The organism is Algoriphagus aurantiacus (assembly GCF_035156405.1).
Classification (GTDB): domain Bacteria; phylum Bacteroidota; class Bacteroidia; order Cytophagales; family Cyclobacteriaceae; genus Algoriphagus; species Algoriphagus aurantiacus.
This window is the reverse complement of record NZ_JAXRUT010000003.1, coordinates 15,558-42,331: the sequence shown is the minus strand read 5'-3', so window position 1 is coordinate 42,331 and position 26,774 is coordinate 15,558. Positions and strand designations below refer to the sequence as shown.

Here is a 26,774-nt window from a genome sequence, read left to right as displayed (position 1 = left end):
TACTAGTTAATGAAGGCATTTGTTTTCCCGGGCCAAGGTGCCCAATTCCCAGGAATGGGAAAAGCACTTTATGAAGAGAATCCTGAAGCAAAGGAATTATTTGAGCGAGCAAATAAAATCTTAGGTTTCAGAATCACTGACATTATGTTTGAAGGAACTGCTGAGGAACTGAAGCAGACCAATGTAACTCAACCTGCTGTATTTCTTCATTCCGTGATTTTGGCGAAAACAACGCCTGATTTCGCACCAGACATGGTCGCAGGTCATTCTCTGGGAGAGCTTTCTGCTTTGGTTGCCAATGGAACCCTTGCGTTTGAGGATGGACTTAAGCTAGTTTATCAAAGAGCGCTTGCTATGCAAGAAGCCTGTGAGATCAACCCATCAACTATGGCGGCAATTTTGGGGCTCGCTGATGAGAAAGTAGAAGAAATTTGTTCATCCATCACAGATGAAATAGTTGTTCCTGCTAACTATAATTGTCCGGGCCAATTGGTGATTTCTGGTTCAAATAAAGGAATTGAGATTGCTTGTGAAAAGATGAAAGAAGCCGGCGCCAAACGTGCACTCCCACTTCCAGTTGGAGGAGCATTTCACTCTCCCCTGATGGAACCAGCTCGTGAGAAGTTACAGACAGCTATTGAAGCTACTACCTTTCTAACTCCTAGCTGCCCAATTTACCAAAATGTAAGTACGACCGCAGTGACGGATGTAGCTGAAATAAAAGCTAATTTGATCGCACAACTCACTGCTCCAGTTAAATGGACGCAATCTGTTCAAAACATGGTTGCTGATGGAGCCACAGAGTTTGTTGAATGTGGTCCAGGGAAAGTTCTTCAGGGCTTAGTCAAAAAAATCCATCCTGAAGCTGAAGTTTCAGGAGTTTAGCCACAAAGTGCACTGAGGTTTCGCGGAGCACCACTAAGAAAATAAAGTAAAAGCTTGGTTCAAATCTTCCTATTTGAACCAAGCTTTTTTTGTAACAAAGGGCTGAATGCCCTAGATATCTTAGCCCGGCTCGATAGGGCTGGGTGAAAAAATTGTAGTTTTAGAGTAAAGCTCTGAAAGAGCGAAATCTTAATTCGATTAAGACTAATTGATACGATTCCTACAGCTTCTGGGAAAGCAGAAAGACATTAAGCCATTCATACCTCAAACTCCTTCACCTCACTTTTATTTTCACATTCTTCAAGTAGCTGCCTGTTGCTTTTCCCCAATATTGGATTAATATAATCCGGCAGAATCTCTACCAATGGGACTAGAACAAATTTCCGCTCAGCCAAAAAAGGATGAGGAATTCTAAGTTCAGGGGTATCAATTATACTGTCTCCAAAATAAATAATATCAATATCCATCGTCCTATCTCCCCAATGCTCCTCCCTTTTTCTTCCAAGGTCTGTTTCGATTTTTTGATTAAAAGCTAAGAGTTCAAAAGGTGAATGTGATGTTTCTATTTCAACAACTTGATTCAAAAAAGGCCCTTTAGCCACTCCTCCCCATGCTTCGGTCTCATAAATCTTTGACTTCAATGTCAACTCTCCTAATTCCGAAACAGCCTCCACAGCCAATTTTAACAGTGTAATTCGATCACCTTTATTTCCTCCTAAAATCAATACTGCTTTCTCAAACATTTTCAGCTAATAATTGCTTTTGTAAACATGCCCCAAATTAGGTTATTTTGGGGCTTCAAATAATTTAGCTTATGAAATTCTTAGGAAATGTACTGGCAGTGATCGTCGGTCTTTTTGTTTTCAGCATACTGAGTATTCTTCTAATGTTTGGCTTGATCGGCATGCTTGCCGCTACAGGAAGCGAAGAAGTAAAAGTGAGTGAAAACACAGTATTACACTTAGACTTGAACGGTAGAACTATCGTGGAGCGAACATCTGATGATGATTTGGATCTTTCAATGTTTGGGAATCCTTTTGGGCGGGAATTCAATGCCGGTCTTATCAACCTTAAAAAAGCAATTGCTGAAGCTAAGGTAAATGACAATATTAAAGGCATCTACCTAAATACAGGACTAGTAATGGCAGGACAAGCCAGCTTGCTTGAACTCCGCGAAGCACTGTTGGACTTCAAAACTTCCGGAAAATTCATCATTGCTTATGACGAAGCATATACTGAAGGAGGCTATTTTGTCGCTTCTGTGGCAGATGAGATCTACCTGAACCCACTAGGAGGAATTGATTTCAACGGGTTTTCTTCCGAAGGAATTTTCTTTAAAGGCCTTTTTGAAAAAGTCGGAATAAAACCTGAAATCTTCCGAGTTGGTGAATTCAAATCTGCCGTAGAGCCTTTTATCCTAGAAGAAAACAGTCCAGAAGCAAGATTACAGACTCAGTCATTTTTGGATGACATGAACCAGTTTGCATTGCATGGAGTCTCAGAATCAAGAGGAATTGCTTATGACAGTTTGAAGAAAATAAATGATCTTATGTTAGTTCGCAAGCCACAAGATGCTGTAACATATGGCCTGGCTACGGATCTGCTATACATGGATCAAGTACTCACCAAACTAAAAGACAAGCTTGGGATAGAAGAGGATGATGACATCAACACAATCAATGTCACTGACTTAAATAAAACAGTTAAGTCGAAAAACGTAACATCCTCCAATAGAATTGCCGTGATCATAGCAGAAGGTGAAATAGTAGGTGGAAATGCTGATGGGGTGATCAGTTCAGAAAAGTTTGCAAAAGAAATCAGAAAGGCTCGTAAAGATGACAACATCAAGGCAATTGTCCTTCGTGTGAATTCTCCAGGAGGATCTATAGTCGCTTCCGAGGTGATCTGGAGAGAAATGTCAGAAGCACAAAAAGTTAAGCCGGTATATGTGTCCATGGGTGAAGTAGCGGCCTCTGGAGGGTATTACATTTCCGCTCCTGCGGATACTATCGTTGCACAGCCAAACACCATTACTGGATCAATAGGTATTTTCGGCTTGATGTTCAATGCGCAGGAATTATTGAATGACCACTTAGGCATCACTACCGATGTGGTGAAAACCGGTGAGCTTTCTGACTTTATGAATGTGACCAGACCAATGACTGATGTGGAGCGATCCATCATTCAAAACGTAATTGAAGATGGTTATGAAACATTTGTATCAAGAGTCTCTGAGGGCAGAGGGATGTCTGCTGAAGCAGTAAAGGAGGTAGCATCGGGAAGAGTTTGGACGGGAAATCAAGCTAAAGAGAGAGGGTTAGTTGATGTATTGGGCGGATTGAATACAACCATTGAAATCGCTGCAGCTAGAATAGGTGCGGAAGATGACTATCGTGTAGTCTACTACCCTACCAAAAAACCATGGTTTGAAACTATCATGGAGGATCTGGGTAATAATGTCCAAATCAAACTACTCCAGAGTGAATTGGGATCAAATTATTATATCTACAAACAGGTAGAAAAACTAAAATCTTATGAAGGAGTGCAAGTTCGAATGCCTCAAGAAATCATTATAAAATAAGGAAACGAAAGCGGCTCAGGCCGCTTTTTTTCTTTATACCCCTTGTAGCAATATCAACCAAGCCCTATCGACATCATCTTCATCCAGCGCTTCTTTGGCCAACAAATGTAAATGGTCAATCAGCGAGTCCGGATCATGTTGGAAGCGGACCCTCATCTCTTGGATTTCTGCGCTTCTTCCGAACTTAACCACTTCAGCCTCGTTTGGCAGAATCTCTACATTCCCTAATCTCCCCAAATTATTTCCACTTAATATGGTACTGTTTCTAACTGACTCCGGCATTTGATCTATCCCAATACCTAGGGAACTTAGGGGCTTTGGGATCTGAAAAAGAGAAGCGCCACTTGCTCGGCTATACCAATTGCCCCCAAGGCGAGCTACAGCATCTAGTTTGTTGGGATCAATTACTCCTGCCTCATCAAACATAGCTTCATTCACATGAGCAACCAGCACTTCACAAATCACCAAGTTTCCGGCACCTCCACCATCTCCTAGCGGTTTCACCTCATTCACCTTACATTCAAAAGCTACATGAGCTTCCTTGATCCTAGGAGGTTTTATCTCGTTGGAGGCTACTTGGGTAAATCCAGCTTTTTCGAATTCATTCACTCCTTTTTCATATTCTGTGCTAGCCAGCGACATCTGTTCCACCATACCAAAATGAACCACATGAATGACCACCTCAGGAACTTCCAGTACATTTTCTAGCGAATGCTTGGTGGTATTATCCCGCATTCGCCTTAAGGGTGAAAATATCAAAATAGGAGGCTGGGAACTGAACAAATTGAAAAAGCTAAATGGGCTTAAATTTACATTTCCAGCTTTATCGATTGTACTTGCAAATGCAATAGGTCGTGGCGCCACGGCTCCTTGCAGCAAGCCATAAAATTCAAGCGTAGAGAGGTCTTTGGGATAAAAGGTTTTCATTTGATGAAATTATGATTCAATTTTAAATACTTAAACCATTTTTCAAGAATAAGTTCTAAAATCATGACTAGAATAGTTAGAAGTATTATACGATCAAGCGCTTTACTGCTTGCCCTTACACTGGGAATAAACACATTTTCCACAGCGCAGACGCACAATTTCGCCACATTCAACATCCGCTACGCCAATCAAAATGACGTAGGAAATCTATGGGAAGACCGTCTCCCTCATGTGACGAGTCTGATTCAGTTTCACCAAATCGATTTAGTGGGAGTACAAGAAGCATTAAATAAGCAGCTAATGGATCTAAGTACTAAACTTGGGTATTCTTTTATTGGAGTCGGCCGTGATGACGGAACAGGAAAAGGAGAATATGCGGCGATTCTCTACGATCCGAAGAAGTTTGAAATCCTTGATGAAGGGACTTTCTGGCTTTCACCAACTCCAGGGAAACCAAGTAAAGGATGGGATGCTGCTCTAAACAGAATCTGCACCTGGGGAAAATTCAAGGATGAAAGTGGGAAAATATTCTACGTATTTAATATTCACTACGATCACATCGGCCAACAAGCACGCGAAGAAAGCAGTAAACTAGTAATGGCTCAAGTGTCAAAAATCAACAAAGAAAACGCACCGGCTATACTTATGGGAGACTTTAATGTCACTCCGGATAATGTGGCTTACAGTACGATCACTTCTAATCCCGACTGGCAGGATGCAAGATTGATATCAACGATTCCTTCATACGGTCCAGCGGGGACTTTTTCTAGTTTCAATTGGGAGAAAATGCCTGATGGCATCATTGATCACATCTTTGTAAAAGGAAATCTGACAGTAGTTCGTCATGGAATACTTACAGACAACTATGGTAAAAAATATCCATCGGATCACTTTCCGGTCCTTGCGGAAATTAAGTGGAAGTAATCACACTATAAAGTTGAGGTGTGATAATCCATTCATGCCTCTGCTCTTTTTATAAAAATTCCTTTGGAGGCCCGCTCATAGGCATAGGGGTTTTTGGCTCAATTTCCTTGTGTTTTTTAGCGAGATACAGCTCCCACCTAGCGTATTGCTTGTCACTCAAAAATCCATAGACCCAATTTTTCAGTTCCAATTCCAAAGAGTGAATTGGTGGACTGTATACCTTTACCTCTTCAGTGTACTGTCTCACCACAGCAAAGACTTGATCAAAGTCATTTCTGTCATCTATCTCTGCTACTTTTCTCCAATACGAGGTTTCAATAGCTTCTAGTTGTGGCTTGTATTCTTCATATACGCTATCGGTCTTAGTCTCATACCAAGAGATGATACGTTCTAATTTATGGTATTCCGAAGATTGGTTTTTGAGACGCAATCGCTTAGCGAGCACTTCGAAATCGAAATCAATGATTCCCAGCACATTTTCAACTGGCAAATAGAAGAAGCTGGGTGCTTTTTCGGGTTTTAATTCTTGGGAAAAAGAGGAATTGACTACAAATATGAATAGTAGTACTAAGTTTATTTTCATGTGTTTATAATTTGATTTTTATAGGTCACATGGAATCTCGCATGGTTAATAATCATCCCTATGTGTGACGCTTGAGTCATGCTCGATTTCATCTGTTTATTTTTTGTTTTTCAATGGTCATTCCGATAACTATCGGGAGGAATCTCGCAGACTTGATAATCATTTCGCTGTGTGTAGCTTTCGTCATGCTCGATTTCATGGTCATCATTCAAATTTTCTGCGGGAAAACCAAGTATCACCAAAGGTGAAATTGAGAGTAATTGTATTAAGTGATTCTTTGGAGAAAATATCGATATCTCCCATACTCCTGTATTTATAACCAATGGCTAATCTGCTGGATCTATTGAGTGGTATGCCTACAGCAGAACTCACTTCGTAGGCAGAAACTTTGGCACCTTCGATCATAATGGACCCTGTATCGTAATTAGCTCCAAGGGAGAAACTCATCTGTCTTATGAATTCTGAATCGAAATAATTAGGGATAAATTCAGCACCTACACTATATACTTGATTTGCGATGCTATAATCTTCGTCAGCTGATCGAAAGCCATAGAGAAGGTCAGCTCCAATGGTCCAGGATTTATTCTGGAAAGAAAGTCCCGACCGCACAGTATTGCCAAGCTGATAATTCAATTCAACCTCTTCCGCCTCAAAAAGTACTTCCTGTCCTGTGTAAGCTTCCACCCGAGAAGTACCTGTCCCATTTAGCTTGGAATACCATTGACCAGAAGTACCGAAGGTGAGACTGCGCTTTTCATTTTGTAATAAATTGATTTGTATGCCGGCTTCCGTCCCTAACCCAGTGTACGAATTATTCCTAGCATATAGGAATCCAACCGCATACTGATCGAGGTAGCTAATTTCTTTTTGGAAATTTCCGAAGAGAAACGAAGGTCTAATACCTACCGAAATCCGTGGGCCGAGATTAGTAGCATAATTGATGTACGCTTTATTGATATTTCCCCAGCCTTTAAATATGCGTATGTATTTATCAGCCATCCCTTCAAAGTAATAAGTATCGGAATAGCTATAGTCTTGTATAGTAACCGGACTTAATCCCAGTGAAACTGTAGATTTGCGAGATAGCCGAAACCACATACTGAAATAATTGAAATTTGAGAAGTTATTAGAAATCGTCTCATTCCCGGTAGTGATTTTTTGTTGATTGTACGACACATCTACGTCAAGGATAAACGTATTTGATAGACCAATACTATTTTGAGAAGCAGGATTGATGGTATTTAAGAAATATGGAGACCTCACTCCCGCTCCGACGCCGCCCAACCTCTTAGCCAAACCATAACTGTCGTATGTTGGCAAGCCTAATCCAACAGTTGAATATAATGACCCATGGCCACGCTGAGCCATGCCTGAGGTAGTGGACAAAAGCCAAAAACAAATCAACAAGCCTGGAAAGTATTTAATCATCTCTACATTTTTGTATGTAAGCTATATACAACAATTTAAGTGCAGGGCTGAATCTAGAGGAACAGCCAGTTTTTATAGATCAAGCCGTTAATTAACCAGACATATAAGTCTTCTCCACCCAACTCCCCTCCTCTCATTTAGTAGATAGGATATAGCCTTTCCTCTAGACAATATGCTTGTTGCTCTACTTTCTCATTATGTTCATAGCTGGGGGGATAGCTTTGAACAAAAATTAAATGAAGTCCAGAATTGCTTTCAGCTTGCTGGTTATAATCCTCACTTCCTGCTATGAAAATAGCTTTCTGGAGGAAATACCTGAAGTGGATCTCGAAGATGGTTTATCCATCCGTAAAATTGAATTTACTGACATTTCCTATTCTAGCTATTTTCAAGATAGTATGGTCACCAGTTCTCAGGAGAGTTTTCTGTTAGGAAATAATACAGATCCTTTCAGAGGAACGGTCAAAGCAAGTCCATATTTCGAGTTTGAATTGAGCAGCAATGTTACCGGATTCGATGACGACACCATATTGGATTCTATAGTATTTGTCTTAAAAATAGATGGCTCACACTTCGACACCATTCCTGAGTTTGACCTTAGCATCTATCAGCTCTCACAGCGATTGGAATATCAAAATGATGATGATGTATTTTATGACTTTGAGACCTTTGCCACCAATAGTAGTCCACTGCTTACAACCAACGTTCAATACCTTCCCTCTCGTGATTCGATCAGAATCACTTTACCGATGGAATTTGGGATGAAGCTGTTTGAAAAAGCGAAAGGCTCAGACAAAATTTTTGGAAACAATGAAGATTTCCTAGACTATTTCCCGGGATTTATGCTGCAAGTCACTGGTATAAGCCCTCTCATGCTAGTCTCTAAAGAGTCTTACATCACGCTCTATCACAAAGCTCCACTAGAGCTTCTAGAAGAAGATGAGGAGTTCCAAATCCCCATTGGCAATAATTCTTTAGGCTATACTCATTTGAAGGTCGATCGATCTAACACCCCCTTTTCCGCAGCTCAAAATTATGTTCCCTTGCCTGCTGAAGAAAGTCAAGATCTTGTTATAGCCGATGAACTCGGGTTTGGCGGAATACGGATTGATCTGGGTGATCTCACCTATTTAGGAGATGTGCCTTACGATTATTATATCTCGGAAGCTTACCTCTACATGCCTGTCAAGAAAGGCACCTACAATGGTAAACTCAATTCGCCTCTGCAGGAATTTGATGTATACGTAATGGATAAAAACAATAACATCCAATCCTACCTGGCACAAGCAACCTTAACAACTTTTGATGAGATTTTCCAAGAAGCCACCTACTTCAAAATCCCCATCAAAGACTTTGTAGATAGTCAAATCTCCGGTAGTCGGCAGACGGATGGACTTTGGCTCAAAGTCACCTCCTCCACTTCATTCAATATGGGCTATTTGGTGGTCGGAGAAAACAATACCCAATACAAATCAAAATTAGAAATCACAATTATCCCTTTAAACTAAGATTATGAAAAAAGTAAACCAGCTTTTATCAACTCTGGCGGCATTGATTATGCTAGTCCCACTCTTTTCTTGTCAGGATTCAGATGACACTAACACAGAAGGAAACTGGGTGAGAAAGTCCTATTTCGAGGGAAGCAACCGCTCCAACTCATCTTCATTCAGCGTAGACAACAGGCATTTCGTAGTGGGCGGCTATACTGGTGATGAGTACACTCAGGACCTATGGGAATATGACGCTGTACAGAATTCTTGGATAAGAAGAGCTGATTTTCCGGGAACTGCCCGATCGAATGCTGTGGCTTTTGCCATAGACTCCAAAGGCTATTATGGCACAGGCTACGATGGTAGAAACAGACTCGGAGATTTCTGGTCTTATAACCCCGATTCTGATACCTGGACTGAAGTGAGCTCTTTTCCGGGGACTCCCAGATATGGGTCAATTGGTTTTGCCATAGCTGGAAAAGGCTTCATCGGAACCGGGTTTGATGGAAGCGAGCAGAAAGATTTTTGGCAGTACCAGCCTGAGACTGATACTTGGAACTCATTTATAAGTATGGGGGGAGCTAAGCGACAGGGCGCATTTGTTTTTGTGATTAATGAAGTAGCTTACATTGGTGGAGGTGTCAATAATGGCTCGTATGCATATGATTTCTGGGCTTTGGACGGAACTTCCGAAACATGGTCTCAAAAGGAAGATTTGGATGAAGATGACGATTATACCATTTCCAGAAGTGAGGCTGTTGGCTTTAGCATAGGCTCGCTGGGATATTTAGCCACCGGGTCACAGGGGTCATTAATCAGTGAGACTTGGGAGTACGATCCATCTTTGGATGATTGGGAAGATAAAACGGCTTTTGAAGGTACTGCCAGAACCGGGGCATCTGTATTTTCCGATGGAGATAGAGCTTTTGTTCTACTGGGCAGAAGTTCTTCCCTTCGATTTGATGATATCTGGGAATTCCTACCGTTTGAAGACTCAGACGACGAGGATTAATCCTAATCTCTGAGTTTAATTTTTCTTAAAACAATTCGTCATGTTGTTATGGATAGGACAGACTCAGTTTCATTTACACCTTGATTCAGCTCTCAATCACATGGAACAAAGAAAAATTTTGAAAGGGATAGTGCACCTCCTGATTATCGGAGTGCTGCTGTCCCAATCAATCCCCTCTTTTTCCAGACCAAATCCCGGAGTTAATGATGTGATAATTATCAGTCTGACCAACATCAATCTGGTACTATTTTACATTCTTAACATTGCTATATTAATACCTAAGTATATTGAAAAGCGCTCCTATCGCAATTACTTCGTTGGCGCACTTATTCTACTGCTTGTTTCACTTAGTATTCAACAGTTGATTGACTATTACCTTTGGGATCCTGACCAAATGATGCCCTTGAGGCGTCCTTTCAATGAAAGAGAGTTCTCACCAAGACCACAAGATTTCCAGTTTAGACTGAACCCTCTTTTCTTCCGGATCATCTCGTTCACTTTCAGGTTTTTTCTGCTTTTGGGACTAGGGACAGCTTTTGAAGTGCTCCTGCTTTTCGACAAAGAGCGCACTAGAAATGATGAAATGGAAAAGCAAAAGGCTATCGGGGAACTCAATTTCCTCAAAACCCAGCTAAACCCACATTTTCTTATGAATGCTTTAAACAACATCTATGCTCTCGCAAGAAAAAAATCTGAGGAAACAACTAACGCTATTTTGTTGCTTTCGGATATTCTAAGGCATGTCCTTTATGAAGCGGGCAAAAGTAAAATCTCTATCAAACAGGAAATAGACTTCATCCACAATTACATTAAAATGGAGAAGTTAAAATTCACTGAAGAAAACGCTCCGAACATAAACTTCAATGTCAACATAAGAAATGCGGACTTACTAATTGAGCCGCTTATACTGATGACTTTGGTTGAGAATGCGTTCAAGCATGGAGTAAGCTACCTAGCTCCTTCATTTATTCTAATTTCACTGGAGGAAAATGAGCTTGAATTAAAATTCTCCGTAATCAATAGCACGACCAAGAAATTTGAAAATCCAGACGAAAAAAGACACGTGGGACTGGGAATTAAAAATCTGGAAAACCAGATGGAGCTGATCTATCCGGGAAAATATTCCTTCCGGCAAATACGAGAAAACAACCTATTCAAAAGCTTCCTGACTATCAAAAAATGAATTACAAATGCATAGTTATCGACGATGAAGCACTTGCCATCGATGTAGTAGAAGATTACATCACCAAATTCCCCAATCTGGAACTGGTAGGAACATTCGACTCTCCACTGAAGGCCATGAAAACCATTTTGACGCAATCTGTGGATTTGATATTCTTGGATATTAACATGCCTGATATCAATGGAATCTCATTTTATGAAAATCTACCCGTAAAACCTAAGGTGATTTTCACGACAGCATATAGTGATTTTGCGGTGAAGGGATTTGAAATCAATGCTGTGGATTATCTCGTGAAGCCATTCAGTTTCGAACGGTTTTTCTTGGCAGTAAATAAGCTTATGGCAGCTGGAATAAATATGCCTATTGCGCAAGGTTCATCATCAAATTTCACCCTGAATGATTCTCAGGATTACATCTTCGTGAAGTCTGAATATTCCTCAATCAAGATCAACCTTAAAGACATTGTGGTATTGGAAAGCTACAAGGATTATGTCAAGATCCACTTGCTGGATGAAAGGAAGCCGATTTTAACATTAAGCAGCATCAAGCACTACGAGAGTTCACTCTTCTCAAAAGGCTTTGTCAGGGTTCATAAGCGCCATATTATCTCGATAGACAAAATCGAAAACATCAGCAGAAATAGAATAAAGATGAAGACTAAAGAGGAGTTTATTCTAATAGGTGCGAGCTATAAGGACTTCTTCTATGAGCTGGTAGTGAATAAAAATCTCTAAAACAGTTTATGATTAACGATTAATAAAAACGGCTGTCAAAATTCCTCATGACAGCCGTTTTAATTTTACCTGATGGTATTGATTATGGCTCCAAAGCCGAAACACCCGGAAGCACTTTGCCTTCCATATGCTCTAGCAATGCTCCTCCACCTGTAGAAACAAAGGATACATCATCAGTATATCCAAACTTATTGACAGCAGCAGCAGAGTCACCACCACCGATCAGAGAGAATGCGCCTGCTTTTGTAGCTTCCACTACTGCCTCAGCAATAGCTTTTGTCCCTTTGTCGAAAGAAGACATTTCGAAGACTCCCATTGGGCCGTTCCAAAGTATTGTTTTTGACTTTAAAATTTCCGCTGCGAAAAGCTCACAAGTTTTTGGTCCGATGTCTAAGCCCATCCAGCCGTCAGGAATTTCACCTTTATTAGCCATTCCTTGCTCAGCATCATTTGCAAAAGCTTTGGAGATAACCGTATCTACAGGAAGAACCAAGTTCACTCCTTTTTCTTTAGCAGTTTCCATCAGCTCCAAAACGAAGTCAAGTTTGTCCTCCTCCAAAAGAGAATTACCGATTGTTCCGCCTAGGGCTTTGGCGAATGTATAAGACATCCCACCACCGATAATCAGTGTATCTACTTTGTTGAGCAATTGCTCAATAATCAGAATCTTGTCTGCAATCTTAGCGCCACCCATGATAGCTGTGTAAGGTCTTTCAACATTATCTAGGACTTTATCCGCATTTTTCAATTCAGAAAGCATCAAATAACCACAAACTTTATCATTGAAAAACTGTGCAATCACAGCAGTAGAAGCATGAGCTCTATGCGCCGTACCGAAAGCATCATTCACATAGACGTCACCAAGCTTAGAAAGCTTTTCTGCAAAATCCTTATCCCCTTTTTCCTCTTCCTTGTGAAATCTTAGATTTTCCAAAAGCAAAACTTCACCAGGCTTTAGGCTCTCAGCAAGCATTTCAGGCTCTCTACCGATGGAGTCTGGAGCAAATTTCACAGGTCTACCTAGGGCTTTTTCTAGTGTGACCACGATATTTTTTAGAGAAAACTTATCCTCCGGTCCAGATTTCGGTCTACCCAAGTGAGACATCAAAATCACAGATCCGCCATCCTTCAATATCTTATTGATAGTCGGCAAAGCAGCCTGTATTCTTGTATCGTCAGTGACATTCAATTGATCGTCCAAAGGAACATTGAAATCAACTCGGACTAGTGCTTTTTTTCCCTCAAAACTGAGGTTATCTACATTTTTGATTCTAGAGTTCATAGTAAGGTTAATAGCTTTTGATTAATTAAATAGATAAAAATCAGGTGTGAATTTATCAAAGATTATGGCAAAAATCGACTTTCACCAATGATCAATTTGCTAAGAAGTAAAGGAAAGCAATTTTATATTTTAGTTGCAGCCCGCTTCAAACGGTCATTTATGGCTTTGCCAAGTCCTTCATCAGGCATTAGTTCAGCCAAAATCACGGTAACATTTGACCCATCCAGAGTTCTCATAGCAGCAAAAAGATGGGTAGCTGCTTCTTTCAAATCAGCTTTTGGGCTCAATGCTATTTGATTTTCGCTGGGAATAGTTGGAAATGATTGATCCAAAGAAAGCACAGCAAAATTAATCCCCTGCCTTTGGTGCTCCTCAATCAAACTCTCCAAACTACCCAATAAAAAAGGCTTGGTAGGCGAATAATGGCTTTCCAACAAACCAGGCGCTTGAGGATTGGATGAGCTATGACTTTTTACTTTTACTGGCCCTGCGATATTTTCGACTTCAGAAATCTCCAAACCTCCAAGTCTATAAACTACGATTTCATCACCTTCCATTCCTACAATTGTACTTTCCAAGCCCACTTTGCATTTCCCGCCATCCAGAATGTATGAGATTTTCTCTCCCAGCTGGGCATCAACGTGCTGAGGAGATGTTGGACTGATGTAACCAAAAGGATTAGCACTGGGTGCCGCCACAGGAAAGTCTAATTGAGCCAACAATTCCAACGTCAGCGGGTGATCAGGAACACGGACAGCGACACGATCCAACCCAGAGGTCACGATATCAGGAATAGTGTTCTTTTTTGGAAGTAGCAGCGTCAGTGGCCCAGGCCAAAATTGTTCTGCAAGTTTGCGAAGTGGTGTAGGAATATCAATCACATAGCTCTCAGCTTCCAAAAGAGAGCTAACATGAATAATCAGAGGATCAAAGCTAGGACGATTTTTAGTCTCGAATATTGAAGCTACCGCCACAGGATTCAGTGCATTTCCTGCCAAACCATAAACTGTTTCGGTAGGAATAGCGACTAAGTCACCCGCATCAAGAACTCTTTTTGCTTGCAATATGTCTTGCCCAATCACTGCCATTTATTCGCAGAAGTCGTCTATCCAAGTCTTGGCTTCTGTATAGCCAAGTTGAAGTGCCATCTTTAGATCAGCACAGCCTTCTTCTTTTTCGGCATCACCCATAGCAGACATTCTCGTCACACCCAGTAGGTAATAAGCAGCGCCATTTTTACTATCCAGATTGATTGCATCATTTAATGCTTTCATCGCGTTGCCAGGATCGTTATTTCCCAAAAGTGCTTTGCCACGATTGAAGTGAACCAGCGCTTGGTTTGGCTCTACTTGTAACGCAGCATCAAAGTCCAACAAAGCATCTTCATATTCTTCCATGCCTAGCAATGCCAGGCCACGATTGTAATAAATATCTGTCTGAGTTGGATCTAGTAAACTAGCCATATTGTAATCAGAAACTGCATTTTTGAAATTCTCCAGCTTCAAGTTGGCATTTCCGCGATTGAACCAAGCTTTATAACTAGCAGAGTCAGCGTCAATAGCTGCAGTAAAGACAGGAATAGCATCATCAAATTTTTCCTCCTGAAAAAGCGCAGCACCTTTAGCGTTTAATGCCTGACCATTTTCCGGATTAATTTCCAGCACTCGGTCAAAAAGTACTATTGCTTCCTTCCAATTCTGGGAATCCATTTTCTGAATTCCCGCCTGAAACAATTCCTCTTCACTTGGGCTACATCCCATCATTCCTGCCAGCAGCAAGGTAATTATCCAAAGTTTTTTCACAGCTTAAATTTTGCGCAAAGATAGGGAATACGCCCTTGTTATCAGGAATTGGGCTGAAGTTTTGCCTTATAGTTTTCTGGAAGCGGAATAGGCTTCATCGTTTTCATATCGACAGAGACGAGTATGCATTTACTTTGTGCAAAAGTGTAAGGCTCTCCTTCTTTTGTTTCCCCTACTAAATATTGCTCAAGGTCAAAGGAAGTATTGCCTAATCTGCTGCATTTCACCAATGCTCTGACAGAATCATCTATATGAATTGGTCGATAATAATCCATTTCTATTCTCCCAACCACTACTCCAATTTCCATCACATTCCAATCACAAACTTGCTGAAGAAACATCGCTCGGGCATGCTCAAAATAATTCAAATACACCCCATTGTTGACATGAAGGTAGCCATCAATATCTGAGAATCTAATCTGAACCGGCAAGGAAAAATCAATCTCACGCTGCAACTGCGTGGGGTCTGGGGTAATCATCAAAGGAGAATTTCTGATTTACTGGTTTTCTCAAGCATCCGAAGAATGGATGGATTGTAGCCAATTACATCCTGTACAGAGTCAAAAGCCACCCAAGCCAATGAAATACTCTCGTCACTTTTGATCAATGGCTCGTAGAGATCTGCTTCCAAAATGTAGCGTACGTCGTAATGAAAATGCTCAGGAACATGCGGCCGCTTCGGGATAATGTGTTTATCCAAATCAAAAATAGTCTTGTCCACAAATGACAAACTCTTCAATCCACTCTCTTCATTTGCTTCCATCATAGCCACCTCTAGCAAATCCTCATTGCCATCTGCATGCCCGCCAAGCTGCAACCATCTGCCAAGTTTGCGATGAAGTGTAAGTAAGGTATGCGTACGCTTGCGATTTACGATCCAAGCAGAAGCCGTAAAATGTCCTTCCAGACGCTCTCTCCCGTATGCTAGAGAATCTTCTGTCAAATCCAAAAAGTCCTGAATAAAACCAGCTTCCTCTTCGTATGGTGTCCGATATCTTCCTAACTGCTCTCTTAAGTTAATTCTGTCCATCATGGGTTGCTTCAAATAAATGATCAAGAAATTGATCGAAAGGTTCTGGGTCCCGGTACAGCCTATCCGAATAAAATGTCGCTAGTACCTTGAGGTAATTGGGCTGGTTATTTACACTGATTTTCTCAATGGAAATATTTCCATACAGCTGAGAAATCAACTCATTATCTGCAAGTGCCTTCAGCGGAGGTTTGAAGTAAAACTTATCAGTGACCTTCACTTGCTCGTTTACTTCCTCCATTTTTCTATCCAAACTCACTTGTCTATATCCCAAAGCTAAAACTCGCTGCGCAAAAGCCAAGAAAAGTAGAGAAAATGTTTCTCCATCTAAAGGATCGTCATAGGTGATCGCAAAACCTCTGGCATACTTTGAATCTAATATATGAATCTGTGGGCGTTGTTCAATCTGAATAGTTTTGAAATGATACGATTTGGAGATCTGAGCAAATAGCTCTTTCCCCTCATTCGAATTCATCCACTTCTTGACATTTTCTATTTCCAGCTCTTGGAGCTCAATATTCTCCTTATGAGTCACCGGAGTTTTTTCCGAAGACTTAAAAACCTTGTTGAATAAATCGTCAAGAAAATTACTCATGAGCTGAAATTGCGTAACTGCCAGAAGCTAGAAGTGTAATATATCCCTGATCCTGCAAAATGCGCAAAACCCGAAGGTTTTTTTCAGCCAAAGGCAGACGGATATTTTCGAAAATCTCCTTCTGTGTCAACTCGCCTGAAGTGGTTAAAGTTTCTAGAATCTTATTTCTTAGCTTATTTTCCGCTAAATCAGGATGATTTGCCTTGCGCTGCGCAATGCAGATATCGCACACTCCGCAATGTTGATCTGTCTTTTCTCCGAAATATTCCTGAATAAACTGCGTACGACATAACTCGGATTGCTGCCCGTACCTCACCATACTTTGTGCCTTTTCTAGCGTCAAAGCTCTTCGAAGTTCTATCCGCTTGAAATTGAGAGGCAATTTCCCAGCATCATATCGTGGTGTCAAAAAGGTAATCTGTGGCTTATCCTTGCGCTGATCATAAACCATCACTTCCAATTGCTCCAGCTGCTTGAGTAATTTGATAAGTTCATTTTCATAGATATTCAATGACTTGGCAAGTTTAGCTTCTTGGATTTTTATATACTCAGAAAAGACATTTCCGCCATAAGTTCTCATGATGATTTTGACCACTGGATCCAGCTTTGCGTAGGCGATCTGAATCTCATATAATCTAGATGGATCGACTGTAAAATGAATTTTGGAAGGAGAATAATAGCTCTCGCTGAGTCCAATAAACCCTTCCTCCTCCAACAATTTCAAGGCATAAAAAGTCTCTAAAACCCCTAATTCATAGGTATTTGCAAATTCATTCCACTCAAAGTCAAAGCTGCTCAGCATATTACTACCAACTGCGATACGATAGTAATTGGCAAGACATTGGTACACCCGCTTCACAAAATCCAACGGTGGATAAACCAATTCTGCACGTGTCAAAACAGTTTCAAAATCCTGCTTGTTTGACAATAGCACCCCATAAGACTTCTCTCCATCACGTCCTGCACGCCCAGCTTCCTGATAGTAATTCTCTAGGTTCTCTGGGCATTCATTGTGAATCACCACCCGAACATCAGGCTTGTCAATCCCCATCCCAAAAGCATTCGTACTCACCATTACCCGCACTTCATTTTTCATCCAAGCCTCTTGACGTTGGGCGCGCTCTTGCATGGACAATCCTGCATGATACGCTGAAGCTGTAATACCCATCTGTACCAAAGCCTTGGCAATCTGATGAGTTCCCTGTCGGTTTCTTACATACCAGATCGCAGTTCCGTCGATTCGACTGAGTATCTCCAGTCCTTTTTCAAGTTTATTTTCTACGAGTCGCACACTGTAACTGAGGTTTTTTCGGGCAAAGCTTTGATGGAATTCGGCAGGATTTTTCATCTCCAGCTTCTCCATGATATCCGCACAAACTTGCGGAGTGGCTGAAGCTGTCAATGCTAAAACAGGAACATCTGGATGATATGGGCGAATGAGGGATATCTCCAAATAAGGAGGGCGAAAATCATAACCCCATTGAGAAATACAATGCGCCTCATCTACAGCGATCAAATTAATCTTCATCTGCCGAAATCGCTCTACAAAAAGCTCTGCTTTCAACCGCTCTGGAGAGACATACAAAAACTTATAGTCTCCATAAATGCAATTATCCAGCGTGCGGTCGATCTCCCGATAACTCATCCCAGAGTAAATCGCAGCGGCTTTAATCCCCTTGGACTTTAATGCATCGACCTGATCTTTCATCAATGCTATGAGCGGGCTCACAACTAGGCAAATCCCCTCCTGAGTCAGCGCTGGAATTTGATAGCAAAGTGATTTGCCTCCGCCTGTCGGTAAAAGTGCAAGAGTATCCTTTCCAGTCAGAACTGACTCGATTATTTCCTTCTGAACAGGCCGAAAATCAGCATGCCCAAAAACTTGATGAAGGATCTCAGTAGCTCGGTTTAGCATTTACCAATCTGGCGTAGTTTTATTCAGGAAAGCTGCAATTCCCTTTTTGCAATCCTCATGAGCCCTTGCGGTAGCATTCATCTCTGCTGCAAGCTCAAGGGATTTATTTCTATTTTCTTGATTTAGCTCGCGCAAAAGTATCTTTGTTTTGCCCATGGAAAATGAGGAATTCTGTGCAATGAGCTTACTAGCGAATTCACGTACATACTTCTCCAAAAACTCGGTAGACTCCACTCCTGTAATCAAACCTAATTCAGCAGCTTTAGAAGCTGAAATAAACTCCCCTGACAGAAGTAATTCCTGAGTTTTGGCAGCACCAATTTGTTCTTGCAAAAAGACAGAAACTAATGAGGGCACAAAGCCTATTCTCACTTCAGTGTAGCCAAATAAGGCATCCGGAACAGCAAAAGCGAAATCACACACCGTAGCCAGTCCACATCCTCCGGCCAAAGCATGTCCTTGAATCTCTGCTATCACGACTTTGGGAAGGCAATAAATCAAATTGAACAAACTCATGAGTCTGCGACTATCTTCGAGATTCTCTTCATAAGAAAAAACCTGAAGTTGGTTCAAATACGCTAAATCAGCACCTGCGCAAAATGCCTTTCCCGTAGATCTGAGCACAATGATTTTCACCTCCTCATTAGCGTTCATCTCCTCAAAAGCCGTATGTAGTCCCGCAATCAACTCAGGACTAAGTGCATTGCGCTTCTCTGGTCTATTCAAAGTGATGTATCCAATTCTATCGGTGATTTCTGTGAGTACGGCGCTCATTTGCTTTGCAATTTGGGTTTGGGATCAAGTTAGTTTCAATAGCAGGCTTTGCAAAATCAAACTCAGAAAAGTATTCGGTAAGCTAAAGAATCAACAACCAGTGAGTCGGAAATAGACACATATGTCCACTTCCCTTCAGACCAGAATTGGACAGATTTTGGAGTGGAGAAGAAATGTAGTTTTCGGTCTTTTGGATGAAAAGTGAAGTCAGTCCCGACAAAGTCTATTTCTCCAGATTCTTTTAGAAAAGCATCAAATGATTTCGGAGTATGTGGCCAACGATTCTGGATGCGATTTGGATCTACGGAATAGCTGATTTCTCCTGGCTCAAGTCCCTGATTCCATGAATACACTTCACCTGAATCTGAAAAATCGAGAATTTGAGATTTCTTTCCTTGATATACGATCAACTCTTTAGCAGGAACTCGCACCTCCCCATAGATCTGAAATCCAGCCCAGAGAAAAGCAAGACTCAAAGCCAACCATGTCAATTTCCTTTTGGATCCAAATTCCCAACCTGCGATGACCAGTAGCAAGCCCCATACGAAAATCATCCCTGAAAAATCCATTGTTAGTCGATCCAATTTCCCTCCAGGAATTAATCGAATAGTCTCGGCAATCCAATTTTGTCCCCAAATCAACCAACTCAAAATCCAACCTAACCCATCACCTAAAACAGGAATCCATCCAAAAATCATCAAAGGAACTCCTACTTGCATAATCAAAAATGCCAGTGGCAAAATCAATAAATTGCCCAGCAAAAAGTAGGTCGGGAACACATGGAAATAGTACAGGGACAAGGGAAAAGTGACCAACTGAGCGGCTAAACTCACAGAAGTTAATTGCCAGATATATTCAAGAGCCTTATATCGAGGTAACCATAAGTTTAGAATCAAAGGCTGGATCATTACAATTCCCAACACCGCCAAATACGATAACTGGAAACCGACCTCATAGATCACGTCAGGATTAATCGTGATCATCAAAATGGCTGAGAAAGCAAGGATATTGTAAATCGATGGGCGCCGCTCTCGCATCTGACCAAGTGTGAGAAGTGAAAACATGGTCGATGCTCGCACCACAGAAGGTGACAATCCTGTGAGAAAGGCATAAAGCCAAATCACTAAAATGACGCAAAGAAGATATATCCTCGCCTTTTCTATCTTTAGCTTTAGTGGCTTCAGCATCAAGATAAAAAGCGCATAAATAATCCCTACATGAAGCCCCGAAACGGCCAAAATATGCATCACTCCTGCTTGGGTATAAGCTTCCCGGATGGTCGGATCAAGTTCCTTTTTCTGCCCCAAAAGCAAGGCTAATGCAATTTGAGAGGAATTCTCATCAGGGATTTTTGCCTTCATCATTTCTCCGATTTTATGTCTCAAATTCACTAAAAAGTAATCGAAACCGCTGCCTGCTGTAGAATCAACTATATGAAAATCTTTGCCAAGAAACTGGCGATAGTTAATTCCTTGTCTGGATAAATACAGCCTATAATCAAATTCATAAGGATTAAGAGGACTAGCAATCTCCTCTGGCTTTTTCCTTACCAGAATTATTTGTCCTGGCTCAAGCGGTTTTTCACTTTGGTGATATACCAAGACTTTGCCTTGTGCATCATCCCATTCCCCTTCGGTCAGCAAAGATTTCACTTCTAGCAAGTTTTCAAAAGAATTGGGCTTTTGCTGGTCGTACATGGTTACTTCTGCCAGATAGCTTTCTGCTTGGAGGATTTCCGTACTGAAATCAGTTTGGTGTTGCTTATTTTGGACCAGCACAGCACCCAAGAAGATCAAAGCTAAATAAGCCAGAGAACTAGGTTGGATCCTAGGTTTATGATTTGAAACCAAAATCAAATAGAACAGCCAAAGTATGCCTAGGATTATTGAAAGAACTAATAAGCCGGGAGACCAACTCGATTGGCCCCAAAGAATCCCAATTAAAATAAATGGCAGATACCGTAAAAATGGAAAGTCAGCAAATCTCATCTTTAAAAAATTAAAAACTTAATTTACAGTATTTAAGAAAAACGAACAACTAGATTCCATTAATTTCTAAAACGAAAAAAGAGCCCCGTAAGGCTCTTTGGTAAATTTAAGTTCTGATAAAGTGTTAAAATCTATATCCCAAGTTGAAGCCACCATTCAGTTCTATCGCTGTAAAACGGCTAGCCACCTCATTATTAAAATTCCTGCCAATACTTATAAATGGACCAAATGCAAAATTCTTAGATACCTCCCATTTATATCCAGCACCTGCACCTAAAATAAAAGCGGTCATATCCGTGGTCTGAACTCCTCCACCATCAGCAGGCTCTTCAAAATCTCCAAACCGAACTTTAGCCAAGGGGAATAAGAAAAAACGTCCATTTATGTTATTACCGAAGTAAAAATTCATAGAGGCCTGCAAAGAATTAGTCTTGTATTTTTTCCCATTGTTTTCATTATTAAATCCAAACCTATCGTTAATGAATCCTTTGAATTCTAAGGAATGATCGTCACTCAAATAACGTTCGTATCCGACTTCCACAGAACCAAACCAAATTAGAGTGACAAAATTCGCATGAATTTCATTCGTAAAACCTCCATTACTTGGGGTGGAACCACTGCTGCTCGAAATCACATTTTGCGCATATCCTGAAGCTATAAACGCTAGAATTAGAGTAAGGGTAAAAATTGATTTTTTCATATTTCTATAATTAGTTGACAAAGATGCTTCAATACTTAAGCCAATTGCATTGTGTAGTGCATTATATTACACTCTTCAAATATATCTCCTGATTTTTCAAAGCCGAATTTGGAATAAAGAGGCACAGCAGAAAGCTGTGAATGAAGGTATTTTTTCTTCCCTTCAGCATTAGGATTATCTTTTATATCCTTCAAAACTGCCGCTACCAGTGCTTGGCCGACTCCTTTACCACGAACTTCTTCCAATACTGCAAATCGCTCCAACTTCACCCCATTTGGGGTAAGTCTCCATCGTGCCGTCCCTACAGGTTTATTTTCAAGACAGGCAAGAAAATGGATAGAACTACTTTCATATTCATCGTATTCGTCTTTTGGATCTACTTTTTGCTCCAGCACAAAAACCTGCGTCCGAATCCAGAAAGCGGATTTCAGCTGATCGTCACGGGTTATTTTTTCTACTTGCAGACTCATCTTTTTCCTGTTCTTTTTTATAATGGTCTTTTTCGTAAGCTTCAATAATTGACTTCACCAATCTATGTCTTATTACATCTTTACCACTCAGATTTACGACTCCGATTCCTTTGACATCTTTCAGGATTTTTAGTGCTTCAGACAAACCGCTTTTTTGTCTCACGGGTAAATCCACCTGCGTCTGATCACCAGTGATAATTACTTTAGAATTTGGCCCCATACGGGTTAAGAACATCTTGATCTGCTCATTTGTTGTGTTCTGCGCCTCATCCAGCAAAACAAACGCATCATGTAGCGTTCTTCCGCGCATATAAGCCAAAGGGGCAATCTCAATCACACGGGTTTCCTGATAGTATTTAAGCTTTTCCGGTGGCACCATATCTTGGAGCGCATCGTAAATCGGACGTAAATAAGGATCCAGTTTTTCCTGAAGGTCACCCGGTAAAAACCCAAGATTTTCTCCTGCTTCCACCGCTGGTCTGGTGATTATAATCCGCTTGACTTCTCTATTTTTCAAAGCCCGAACAGCCAAAGCAACTGCTATGTAGGTTTTACCTGTACCCGCAGGGCCTAAGGCAAATACCAGATCATTTTGCATGGCTGACTCAACCAATTTTCTCTGATTGGCAGATTTAGGCTTGATGACTATCCCCTTATTACCAAATACAATTACCTGATCCCGATTGGCTTCCTCGAATGGAACTCCCTCGACATCCAGATAATCTTTGACATTCTCTGGCGTGATATGACCAAAGCGATCTACATGCTCCAGCAGAAGATTTAAAACATCGTTAATCCTCAGGATTTCAGGAGCTCCGCCTTGAATTCTGATTTCATTACCTCGGGAAATAATTTTACTTTGGGGAAAGGCAGCGGCAATTTGCCGGATGTTTTCATTGGCTTCGCCTAAAAACTCAGCCAAGGGGACATTTTCTAATGTGATTACTTTTTCGACCAAACTATTTCTATTGATTAGGTTTTCATTGAAGGTAGACGAATAAAATTTCTATTTTTGTTCGCAGCCCTCCTTAACAAAAGTACATAAATTTTAATTGACTTGCTTCTATGGCATTGGTGACATTCCTCTCGGATTTTGGGGACAAAGATTACTACGTACCGGCAGTAAAAGCGAAAATGCTTGCCGTAAATCCACAACTGAACATCATCGATATTTCTCATAATATCGACACATTTGATATTGCCCACGCTGCTTTTGTGCTACGATCTACCTTCCGGGATTTTCCCAAAGGAACCGTGCACCTAGTATCTCTAAACACCACTGGCAGTATTACTCATGGATATATTGGCGTAAAGCTCGAAGAGCATATTTTTATCGGTCCAAATAATGGAATCCTAAGTTTACTGGCAGACCATGATCCGGGTATTTTGGTACAGTTTGCCGATATACACTTAAAAGATTCAACTTTCCCTACAAAAGACATTCTAGCTCCCATAGCTGCTAAAGTAGCCAGTGGTGCTGCTATTCATGATTTTGGTGCGCCGCTGAAAAACTTCCGAAAGCTTATGTCCCGTCATCCAAAGGCAACCCGTGAGCATATTATCGGACATGTGCTACGAGTGGATCGCTATGGCAACCTGATCACAAACGTCAACAAAGAGGTTTTCGATAAATTGAATCCCGGCAAATTTACCATCGAATTCGGCAGAGAATCTGTCAGCAAACTGAATAAAGGCTACGATCAAGTGGAGCCGGGAGACTGCTTTGCATTTTTCAACAGTTTGGACCTACTGGAAATCGGAATCAATCATGGTCATGGAGGAAATCTACTCGGACTAAAATACGATAGTGTCGTGTATATAAACTTCGAAGCCTGATGCTGATCAGGGTGGTACGAATGACTTTCAGTCCAGAATCAGTGGATGATTTCTTAGCTAATTTCCAGATGAATAAGCACGCCATCCGGAATTCCCCCGGCTGCACTCATTTAGAACTCTGGCAGGATGAAAATGAAAAAAATATTTTCATGACTTACAGTCATTGGGAAAGTGAGGAAGCACTAAATCAATACCGTGATTCTAAGCTTTTTAAATCTGTTTGGAGCTTTACCAAAGCCCTTTTCTCAGAGAAGCCTCAGGCCTTCAGTTCAAAAAAACTGGAAGAAGTAGAAAAATGAGTTTGTAGAAAAAAAATTCTTTCCTCATATTTGCATCCCGTTACGCAAGTGATGGAGCCAAGTCAGGTGTAATACCAGACTTACCGAATGCCCAGGTGGCGGAATCGGTAGACGCGTTGGTCTCAAACACCAATGCCGCAAGGCGTGCCGGTTCGACTCCGGCTCTGGGTACAAACCCTCTTTACTTACGTAGAGAGGGTTTTTCTTTTTTTGAGGTTTTTTGAGGTGAGTTACACTGGATAGCCTAGGTTTGAGGTTATTGTCGGTGCTCACCTTAAATAACTAGATTTTTGAGGTGAGTAAATTCCGACAGCCTTAATTTGAGGTCAGGAGCTTCAAAAGTTCATTTAAAAAACCATGTAATTTGAAAGTTTATCTTTCAAATTACATGGTTTTTTACTAATTTTAATGCAAATTGAAAGTTAAATGCAATTATCATGATCCATCGAATACTTGAACACAAGTTGATCCAAAGCCTGAATTCAATGCCTGTAGTGGTCATTTTGGGGCCTCGACAGGTTGGAAAAACCACTTTGGCGCTGGAGTTTGCTAAGCCACTTTTGGATAAGCCTGTCCATTACCTGGATTTGGAGTTAGATTCGGACTTGGCGAAACTCGACGATCCCGAAAGCTACCTACGTAGATTTGAAAACCAACTTTTGGTAATCGACGAAGTACAACGGAAACCGGATTTGTTTAGAATAATTCGAGGGTTGGTAGATATACGCAAGCGAGCTGGAGAAAGAACAGGACACTTTCTTCTTTTGGGATCAGCTTCAAAAGAATTGCTTCAGCAATCCTCCGAAACCTTGGCTGGAAGAATCCGATACTTGGAGCTGACTCCCTTTACAGCTACAGAACTTCATCAAAATGATCCGCTGGGATTCAATGTCGAAAAACTGTGGTTTAGAGGTGGCTTTCCTGACAGTTATCTTGCTGATTCGGCAGGAGAAAGCTGGAACTGGAAACATGATTTTATTTCTACGTACGTGGAAAAGGACATTCCGCTCTTTGGCCCGCAGGTGCCTGCTGCCCGGATGAAGCGATTTTGGACTATGCTGGCCCATTACCATGGCCAACAGGTCAACCTAAGTACTATTGCAAAAAGCCTGGAAGTCAGTCATACCACGATCAAGACATACCTGGATATACTTCAGGACTTCTTTATGGTGCGACAAGTCCAGCCCTGGTCTGGAAATACAAAAAAAAGGCTGGTCAAAACCCCAAAAATCTACCTTAGAGATTCCGGACTACTGCATAATCTTCTGAATATCCATACGTTCGACCACTTGCTCGGACATCCTGCTGTGGGAGCAAGTTGGGAAGGTTTTGTGGTAGAAAACATTCTAAATAGCCTCTCCTCCCTATGGACAGCAAGTTACTATCGATCCAGCAATCAAGCAGAGATTGACTTGGTCCTTGAGTTTGGATCAACCGAAATCTGGGGAATAGAAATCAAAAAATCCAGCTCGCCGACGATCAGATCAGGATTTCACAGAGCCTGTGAAGATATCGGAGTGACTAAAAAATATGTAGTTTATTCCGGTGCTGACAGATTCCCGATGAAAGGAGATATTGAGGCTGTAGGAGTGACGGAGTTTATTGGGATGATAGCTAAGGCAGAATGATAGAAGTTGTTTGACCTCCATGTTCTATAATAGAAACTCTTCCAAAGTTCAAAACTTTGGAAGAGTTACCAAACCAACCCATTTTTTTCAAGGATTATAATATTCACTCTTCAAACAAGAGCAATATTCGCCTAACTGACAGCCGTCAGGATTCCCAGTACAAAAGTCAAAGCAATAAAAACCATGTTTAAAAATCATGACTGGTCGTACCAAAATCCCCATAAGCAGATCATATCTCCTTTGTTGAGGGAGGTCGTCTGGAAATGACACCTCCAAATTCCAGGATTTCATCATAGCTATGAAAGCTGTTGCCACTTTAGCCAATTGACTTTCAGAGAGCTTTTCTTTAGGAGGAAAGCTTTCTCTCTTTAATCCGCAATAACGTGAAAATCCAGGCATTGGCTCCTGACTCACAAATTTCTCAGATTCTTCAAGTGCTTCTTCCAAATCCTCTTCTTCAGTGTTTTTCTTTGTTTTTCGGAAATAGTCAGATGGGCGATGGCCTTCCGCTATATTCTCTAAAAGGTGAGTGACGTAAGCTTCCATATGATCAAAATCTAGTCTTCATTCAATTTGACTTTCGTCCGTTGACGAACACAATCGTTCGGACATTCATCTAATGAAACAAAAATAATTGCATTTAAACCCTTACTCCATTCCTTTTTCTGGCATGATAACGGTTAATAAATTGGCACTTTCAACCAAGCC

General features: G+C 41.0%; 27 protein-coding genes and 1 tRNA gene. 11 read left to right on the top strand and 17 right to left on the bottom strand.

Going from position 1 to position 26,774, the window contains the following annotated elements:
• Positions 1-9 precede the first annotated feature (9 nt).
• Positions 10-885: an ACP S-malonyltransferase gene (gene fabD, locus SYJ56_RS03855; RefSeq protein ID WP_323832317.1), complete on the top strand. Its 876-nt coding sequence runs from the start codon at positions 10-12 to the stop codon at positions 883-885.
• Positions 886-1,142: 257 nt separating this feature from the next.
• Here the strand turns inward: fabD and folK are convergent, their stop codons facing one another.
• On the bottom strand, positions 1,143-1,628 hold the full coding sequence (gene folK / locus SYJ56_RS03850; protein WP_323832316.1) for a 2-amino-4-hydroxy-6-hydroxymethyldihydropteridine diphosphokinase: 486 nt from the start codon (positions 1,626-1,628) through the stop codon (positions 1,143-1,145).
• A gap of 71 nt (positions 1,629-1,699) precedes the next feature.
• On the opposite strand from folK, the gene sppA reads away from it, so the two are divergent.
• Positions 1,700-3,466 carry a signal peptide peptidase SppA gene (gene sppA, locus SYJ56_RS03845; RefSeq protein ID WP_323832315.1) on the top strand — a complete coding sequence of 589 codons (1,767 nt, stop codon included), beginning with the start codon at positions 1,700-1,702 and terminating at the stop codon, positions 3,464-3,466.
• Positions 3,467-3,499: 33 nt separating this feature from the next.
• Here sppA and SYJ56_RS03840 read toward each other — a convergent pair whose 3' ends face one another.
• Positions 3,500-4,393, bottom strand: a complete 894-nt coding sequence (locus SYJ56_RS03840; RefSeq protein ID WP_323832314.1) for a flavin reductase family protein — start codon at positions 4,391-4,393, stop codon at positions 3,500-3,502.
• Positions 4,394-4,456: 63 nt separating this feature from the next.
• Between SYJ56_RS03840 and SYJ56_RS03835 the strand changes: the two genes are divergently transcribed.
• On the top strand, positions 4,457-5,317 hold the full coding sequence (locus SYJ56_RS03835) for an endonuclease/exonuclease/phosphatase family protein (protein WP_323832313.1): 861 nt from the start codon (positions 4,457-4,459) through the stop codon (positions 5,315-5,317).
• Positions 5,318-5,366: 49 nt separating this feature from the next.
• Here SYJ56_RS03835 and SYJ56_RS03830 read toward each other — a convergent pair whose 3' ends face one another.
• Positions 5,367-5,900 (bottom strand): hypothetical protein, encoded by a 534-nt coding sequence (locus tag SYJ56_RS03830; protein ID WP_323832312.1) that lies wholly within the window; start codon positions 5,898-5,900, stop codon positions 5,367-5,369.
• Between the two features lie 204 nt (positions 5,901-6,104).
• Complete coding sequence (locus SYJ56_RS03825; RefSeq protein WP_323832311.1) at positions 6,105-7,328, bottom strand: hypothetical protein; 1,224 nt, start codon at positions 7,326-7,328, stop codon at positions 6,105-6,107.
• Between the two features lie 236 nt (positions 7,329-7,564).
• Here SYJ56_RS03825 and SYJ56_RS03820 point away from each other — a divergent pair, with 236 nt between their 5' ends.
• From SYJ56_RS03820 to SYJ56_RS03805, 4 genes are all read left to right on the top strand, one after another.
• Positions 7,565-8,836 (top strand): DUF4270 family protein, encoded by a 1,272-nt coding sequence (locus tag SYJ56_RS03820; RefSeq protein ID WP_323832310.1) that lies wholly within the window; start codon positions 7,565-7,567, stop codon positions 8,834-8,836.
• A 4-nt stretch (positions 8,837-8,840) separates the two neighbouring features.
• On the top strand, positions 8,841-9,830 hold the full coding sequence (locus SYJ56_RS03815; RefSeq protein ID WP_323832309.1) for a Kelch repeat-containing protein: 990 nt from the start codon (positions 8,841-8,843) through the stop codon (positions 9,828-9,830).
• A 100-nt stretch (positions 9,831-9,930) separates the two neighbouring features.
• Complete coding sequence (locus SYJ56_RS03810) at positions 9,931-11,013, top strand: sensor histidine kinase (protein ID WP_323832308.1); 1,083 nt, start codon at positions 9,931-9,933, stop codon at positions 11,011-11,013.
• Positions 11,010-11,747 (top strand): LytR/AlgR family response regulator transcription factor, encoded by a 738-nt coding sequence (locus tag SYJ56_RS03805; RefSeq protein ID WP_323832307.1) that lies wholly within the window; start codon positions 11,010-11,012, stop codon positions 11,745-11,747. The genes SYJ56_RS03810 and SYJ56_RS03805 overlap by 4 nt, the downstream gene beginning before the upstream one ends.
• Before the next feature lie 82 nt (positions 11,748-11,829).
• Here the strand turns inward: SYJ56_RS03805 and SYJ56_RS03800 are convergent, their stop codons facing one another.
• The 12 genes from SYJ56_RS03800 to SYJ56_RS03745 form a co-directional block, all read right to left on the bottom strand.
• Positions 11,830-13,029 carry a phosphoglycerate kinase gene (locus tag SYJ56_RS03800; protein WP_323832306.1) on the bottom strand — a complete coding sequence of 400 codons (1,200 nt, stop codon included), beginning with the start codon at positions 13,027-13,029 and terminating at the stop codon, positions 11,830-11,832.
• Positions 13,030-13,151: 122 nt separating this feature from the next.
• Positions 13,152-14,117, bottom strand: a complete 966-nt coding sequence (locus tag SYJ56_RS03795) for an L-threonylcarbamoyladenylate synthase (RefSeq protein ID WP_323832305.1) — start codon at positions 14,115-14,117, stop codon at positions 13,152-13,154.
• Positions 14,118-14,789 (bottom strand): tetratricopeptide repeat protein, encoded by a 672-nt coding sequence (locus tag SYJ56_RS03790; RefSeq protein WP_323832578.1) that lies wholly within the window; start codon positions 14,787-14,789, stop codon positions 14,118-14,120. It lies immediately after the preceding gene.
• A gap of 83 nt (positions 14,790-14,872) precedes the next feature.
• Complete coding sequence (locus tag SYJ56_RS03785) at positions 14,873-15,310, bottom strand: acyl-CoA thioesterase (RefSeq protein ID WP_323832304.1); 438 nt, start codon at positions 15,308-15,310, stop codon at positions 14,873-14,875.
• Positions 15,310-15,861 carry an NUDIX hydrolase gene (locus SYJ56_RS03780; protein ID WP_323832303.1) on the bottom strand — a complete coding sequence of 184 codons (552 nt, stop codon included), beginning with the start codon at positions 15,859-15,861 and terminating at the stop codon, positions 15,310-15,312. The genes SYJ56_RS03785 and SYJ56_RS03780 overlap by 1 nt, the downstream gene beginning before the upstream one ends.
• Positions 15,848-16,456, bottom strand: a complete 609-nt coding sequence (locus SYJ56_RS03775) for a hypothetical protein (RefSeq protein WP_323832302.1) — start codon at positions 16,454-16,456, stop codon at positions 15,848-15,850. Before SYJ56_RS03775 ends, SYJ56_RS03780 begins: the two co-directional genes overlap by 14 nt.
• Complete coding sequence (locus tag SYJ56_RS03770) at positions 16,449-18,371, bottom strand: RecQ family ATP-dependent DNA helicase (protein ID WP_323832301.1); 1,923 nt, start codon at positions 18,369-18,371, stop codon at positions 16,449-16,451. The genes SYJ56_RS03775 and SYJ56_RS03770 overlap by 8 nt, the downstream gene beginning before the upstream one ends.
• Positions 18,372-19,145 (bottom strand): enoyl-CoA hydratase/isomerase family protein, encoded by a 774-nt coding sequence (locus SYJ56_RS03765; RefSeq protein ID WP_323832300.1) that lies wholly within the window; start codon positions 19,143-19,145, stop codon positions 18,372-18,374.
• A gap of 62 nt (positions 19,146-19,207) precedes the next feature.
• Complete coding sequence (locus tag SYJ56_RS03760) at positions 19,208-21,133, bottom strand: ComEC/Rec2 family competence protein (RefSeq protein WP_323832299.1); 1,926 nt, start codon at positions 21,131-21,133, stop codon at positions 19,208-19,210.
• Between the two features lie 124 nt (positions 21,134-21,257).
• Positions 21,258-21,833, bottom strand: a complete 576-nt coding sequence (locus SYJ56_RS03755) for a DUF3575 domain-containing protein (RefSeq protein WP_323832298.1) — start codon at positions 21,831-21,833, stop codon at positions 21,258-21,260.
• A gap of 35 nt (positions 21,834-21,868) precedes the next feature.
• Positions 21,869-22,303 carry a GNAT family N-acetyltransferase gene (locus SYJ56_RS03750; RefSeq protein ID WP_323832297.1) on the bottom strand — a complete coding sequence of 145 codons (435 nt, stop codon included), beginning with the start codon at positions 22,301-22,303 and terminating at the stop codon, positions 21,869-21,871.
• Complete coding sequence (locus SYJ56_RS03745; RefSeq protein WP_323832296.1) at positions 22,272-23,261, bottom strand: PhoH family protein; 990 nt, start codon at positions 23,259-23,261, stop codon at positions 22,272-22,274. Before SYJ56_RS03745 ends, SYJ56_RS03750 begins: the two co-directional genes overlap by 32 nt.
• 107 nt (positions 23,262-23,368) lie before the next feature.
• Here SYJ56_RS03745 and SYJ56_RS03740 point away from each other — a divergent pair, with 107 nt between their 5' ends.
• The 4 genes from SYJ56_RS03740 (at position 23,369) to SYJ56_RS03725 (ending at position 26,066) form a co-directional block, all read left to right on the top strand.
• A complete protein-coding gene (locus SYJ56_RS03740) occupies positions 23,369-24,139 on the top strand; it encodes an SAM hydrolase/SAM-dependent halogenase family protein (protein ID WP_323832295.1) in 771 nt (256 codons plus the stop codon).
• A complete protein-coding gene (locus tag SYJ56_RS03735; protein WP_323832294.1) occupies positions 24,139-24,438 on the top strand; it encodes a putative quinol monooxygenase in 300 nt (99 codons plus the stop codon). The genes SYJ56_RS03740 and SYJ56_RS03735 overlap by 1 nt, the downstream gene beginning before the upstream one ends.
• An 89-nt stretch (positions 24,439-24,527) precedes the next feature.
• Positions 24,528-24,609, top strand: a tRNA-Leu gene (locus tag SYJ56_RS03730).
• A gap of 266 nt (positions 24,610-24,875) precedes the next feature.
• Complete coding sequence (locus SYJ56_RS03725; RefSeq protein ID WP_323832293.1) at positions 24,876-26,066, top strand: ATP-binding protein; 1,191 nt, start codon at positions 24,876-24,878, stop codon at positions 26,064-26,066.
• An 87-nt stretch (positions 26,067-26,153) separates the two neighbouring features.
• Here the strand turns inward: SYJ56_RS03725 and SYJ56_RS03720 are convergent, their stop codons facing one another.
• Positions 26,154-26,612: a hypothetical protein gene (locus SYJ56_RS03720; protein WP_323832292.1), complete on the bottom strand. Its 459-nt coding sequence runs from the start codon at positions 26,610-26,612 to the stop codon at positions 26,154-26,156.
• Between the last annotated feature and the right edge of the window lie 162 nt (positions 26,613-26,774).

What these genes read in the sequence shown, in the direction of transcription:
- fabD (WP_323832317.1), top strand. Translation starts at nt 10, where the DNA reads ATGAAGGCATTTGTTTTCCCGGGCCAAGGTGCCCAATTCCCAGGAATG.
- folK (WP_323832316.1), bottom strand. Translation starts at nt 1,628, where the DNA reads ATGTTTGAGAAAGCAGTATTGATTTTAGGAGGAAATAAAGGTGATCGA.
- sppA (WP_323832315.1), top strand. Translation starts at nt 1,700, where the DNA reads ATGAAATTCTTAGGAAATGTACTGGCAGTGATCGTCGGTCTTTTTGTT.
- SYJ56_RS03840 (WP_323832314.1), bottom strand. Translation starts at nt 4,393, where the DNA reads ATGAAAACCTTTTATCCCAAAGACCTCTCTACGCTTGAATTTTATGGC.
- SYJ56_RS03835 (WP_323832313.1), top strand. Translation starts at nt 4,457, where the DNA reads ATGACTAGAATAGTTAGAAGTATTATACGATCAAGCGCTTTACTGCTT.
- SYJ56_RS03830 (WP_323832312.1), bottom strand. Translation starts at nt 5,900, where the DNA reads ATGAAAATAAACTTAGTACTACTATTCATATTTGTAGTCAATTCCTCT.
- SYJ56_RS03825 (WP_323832311.1), bottom strand. Translation starts at nt 7,328, where the DNA reads ATGATTAAATACTTTCCAGGCTTGTTGATTTGTTTTTGGCTTTTGTCC.
- SYJ56_RS03820 (WP_323832310.1), top strand. Translation starts at nt 7,565, where the DNA reads ATGAAGTCCAGAATTGCTTTCAGCTTGCTGGTTATAATCCTCACTTCC.
- SYJ56_RS03815 (WP_323832309.1), top strand. Translation starts at nt 8,841, where the DNA reads ATGAAAAAAGTAAACCAGCTTTTATCAACTCTGGCGGCATTGATTATG.
- SYJ56_RS03810 (WP_323832308.1), top strand. Translation starts at nt 9,931, where the DNA reads ATGGAACAAAGAAAAATTTTGAAAGGGATAGTGCACCTCCTGATTATC.
- SYJ56_RS03805 (WP_323832307.1), top strand. Translation starts at nt 11,010, where the DNA reads ATGAATTACAAATGCATAGTTATCGACGATGAAGCACTTGCCATCGAT.
- SYJ56_RS03800 (WP_323832306.1), bottom strand. Translation starts at nt 13,029, where the DNA reads ATGAACTCTAGAATCAAAAATGTAGATAACCTCAGTTTTGAGGGAAAA.
- SYJ56_RS03795 (WP_323832305.1), bottom strand. Translation starts at nt 14,117, where the DNA reads ATGGCAGTGATTGGGCAAGACATATTGCAAGCAAAAAGAGTTCTTGAT.
- SYJ56_RS03790 (WP_323832578.1), bottom strand. Translation starts at nt 14,789, where the DNA reads ATGGGATGTAGCCCAAGTGAAGAGGAATTGTTTCAGGCGGGAATTCAG.
- SYJ56_RS03785 (WP_323832304.1), bottom strand. Translation starts at nt 15,310, where the DNA reads ATGATTACCCCAGACCCCACGCAGTTGCAGCGTGAGATTGATTTTTCC.
- SYJ56_RS03780 (WP_323832303.1), bottom strand. Translation starts at nt 15,861, where the DNA reads ATGGACAGAATTAACTTAAGAGAGCAGTTAGGAAGATATCGGACACCA.
- SYJ56_RS03775 (WP_323832302.1), bottom strand. Translation starts at nt 16,456, where the DNA reads ATGAGTAATTTTCTTGACGATTTATTCAACAAGGTTTTTAAGTCTTCG.
- SYJ56_RS03770 (WP_323832301.1), bottom strand. Translation starts at nt 18,371, where the DNA reads ATGCTAAACCGAGCTACTGAGATCCTTCATCAAGTTTTTGGGCATGCT.
- SYJ56_RS03765 (WP_323832300.1), bottom strand. Translation starts at nt 19,145, where the DNA reads ATGAGCGCCGTACTCACAGAAATCACCGATAGAATTGGATACATCACT.
- SYJ56_RS03760 (WP_323832299.1), bottom strand. Translation starts at nt 21,133, where the DNA reads ATGAGATTTGCTGACTTTCCATTTTTACGGTATCTGCCATTTATTTTA.
- SYJ56_RS03755 (WP_323832298.1), bottom strand. Translation starts at nt 21,833, where the DNA reads ATGAAAAAATCAATTTTTACCCTTACTCTAATTCTAGCGTTTATAGCT.
- SYJ56_RS03750 (WP_323832297.1), bottom strand. Translation starts at nt 22,303, where the DNA reads ATGAGTCTGCAAGTAGAAAAAATAACCCGTGACGATCAGCTGAAATCC.
- SYJ56_RS03740 (WP_323832295.1), top strand. Translation starts at nt 23,369, where the DNA reads ATGGCATTGGTGACATTCCTCTCGGATTTTGGGGACAAAGATTACTAC.
- SYJ56_RS03735 (WP_323832294.1), top strand. Translation starts at nt 24,139, where the DNA reads ATGCTGATCAGGGTGGTACGAATGACTTTCAGTCCAGAATCAGTGGAT.
- SYJ56_RS03725 (WP_323832293.1), top strand. Translation starts at nt 24,876, where the DNA reads ATGATCCATCGAATACTTGAACACAAGTTGATCCAAAGCCTGAATTCA.
- SYJ56_RS03720 (WP_323832292.1), bottom strand. Translation starts at nt 26,612, where the DNA reads ATGGAAGCTTACGTCACTCACCTTTTAGAGAATATAGCGGAAGGCCAT.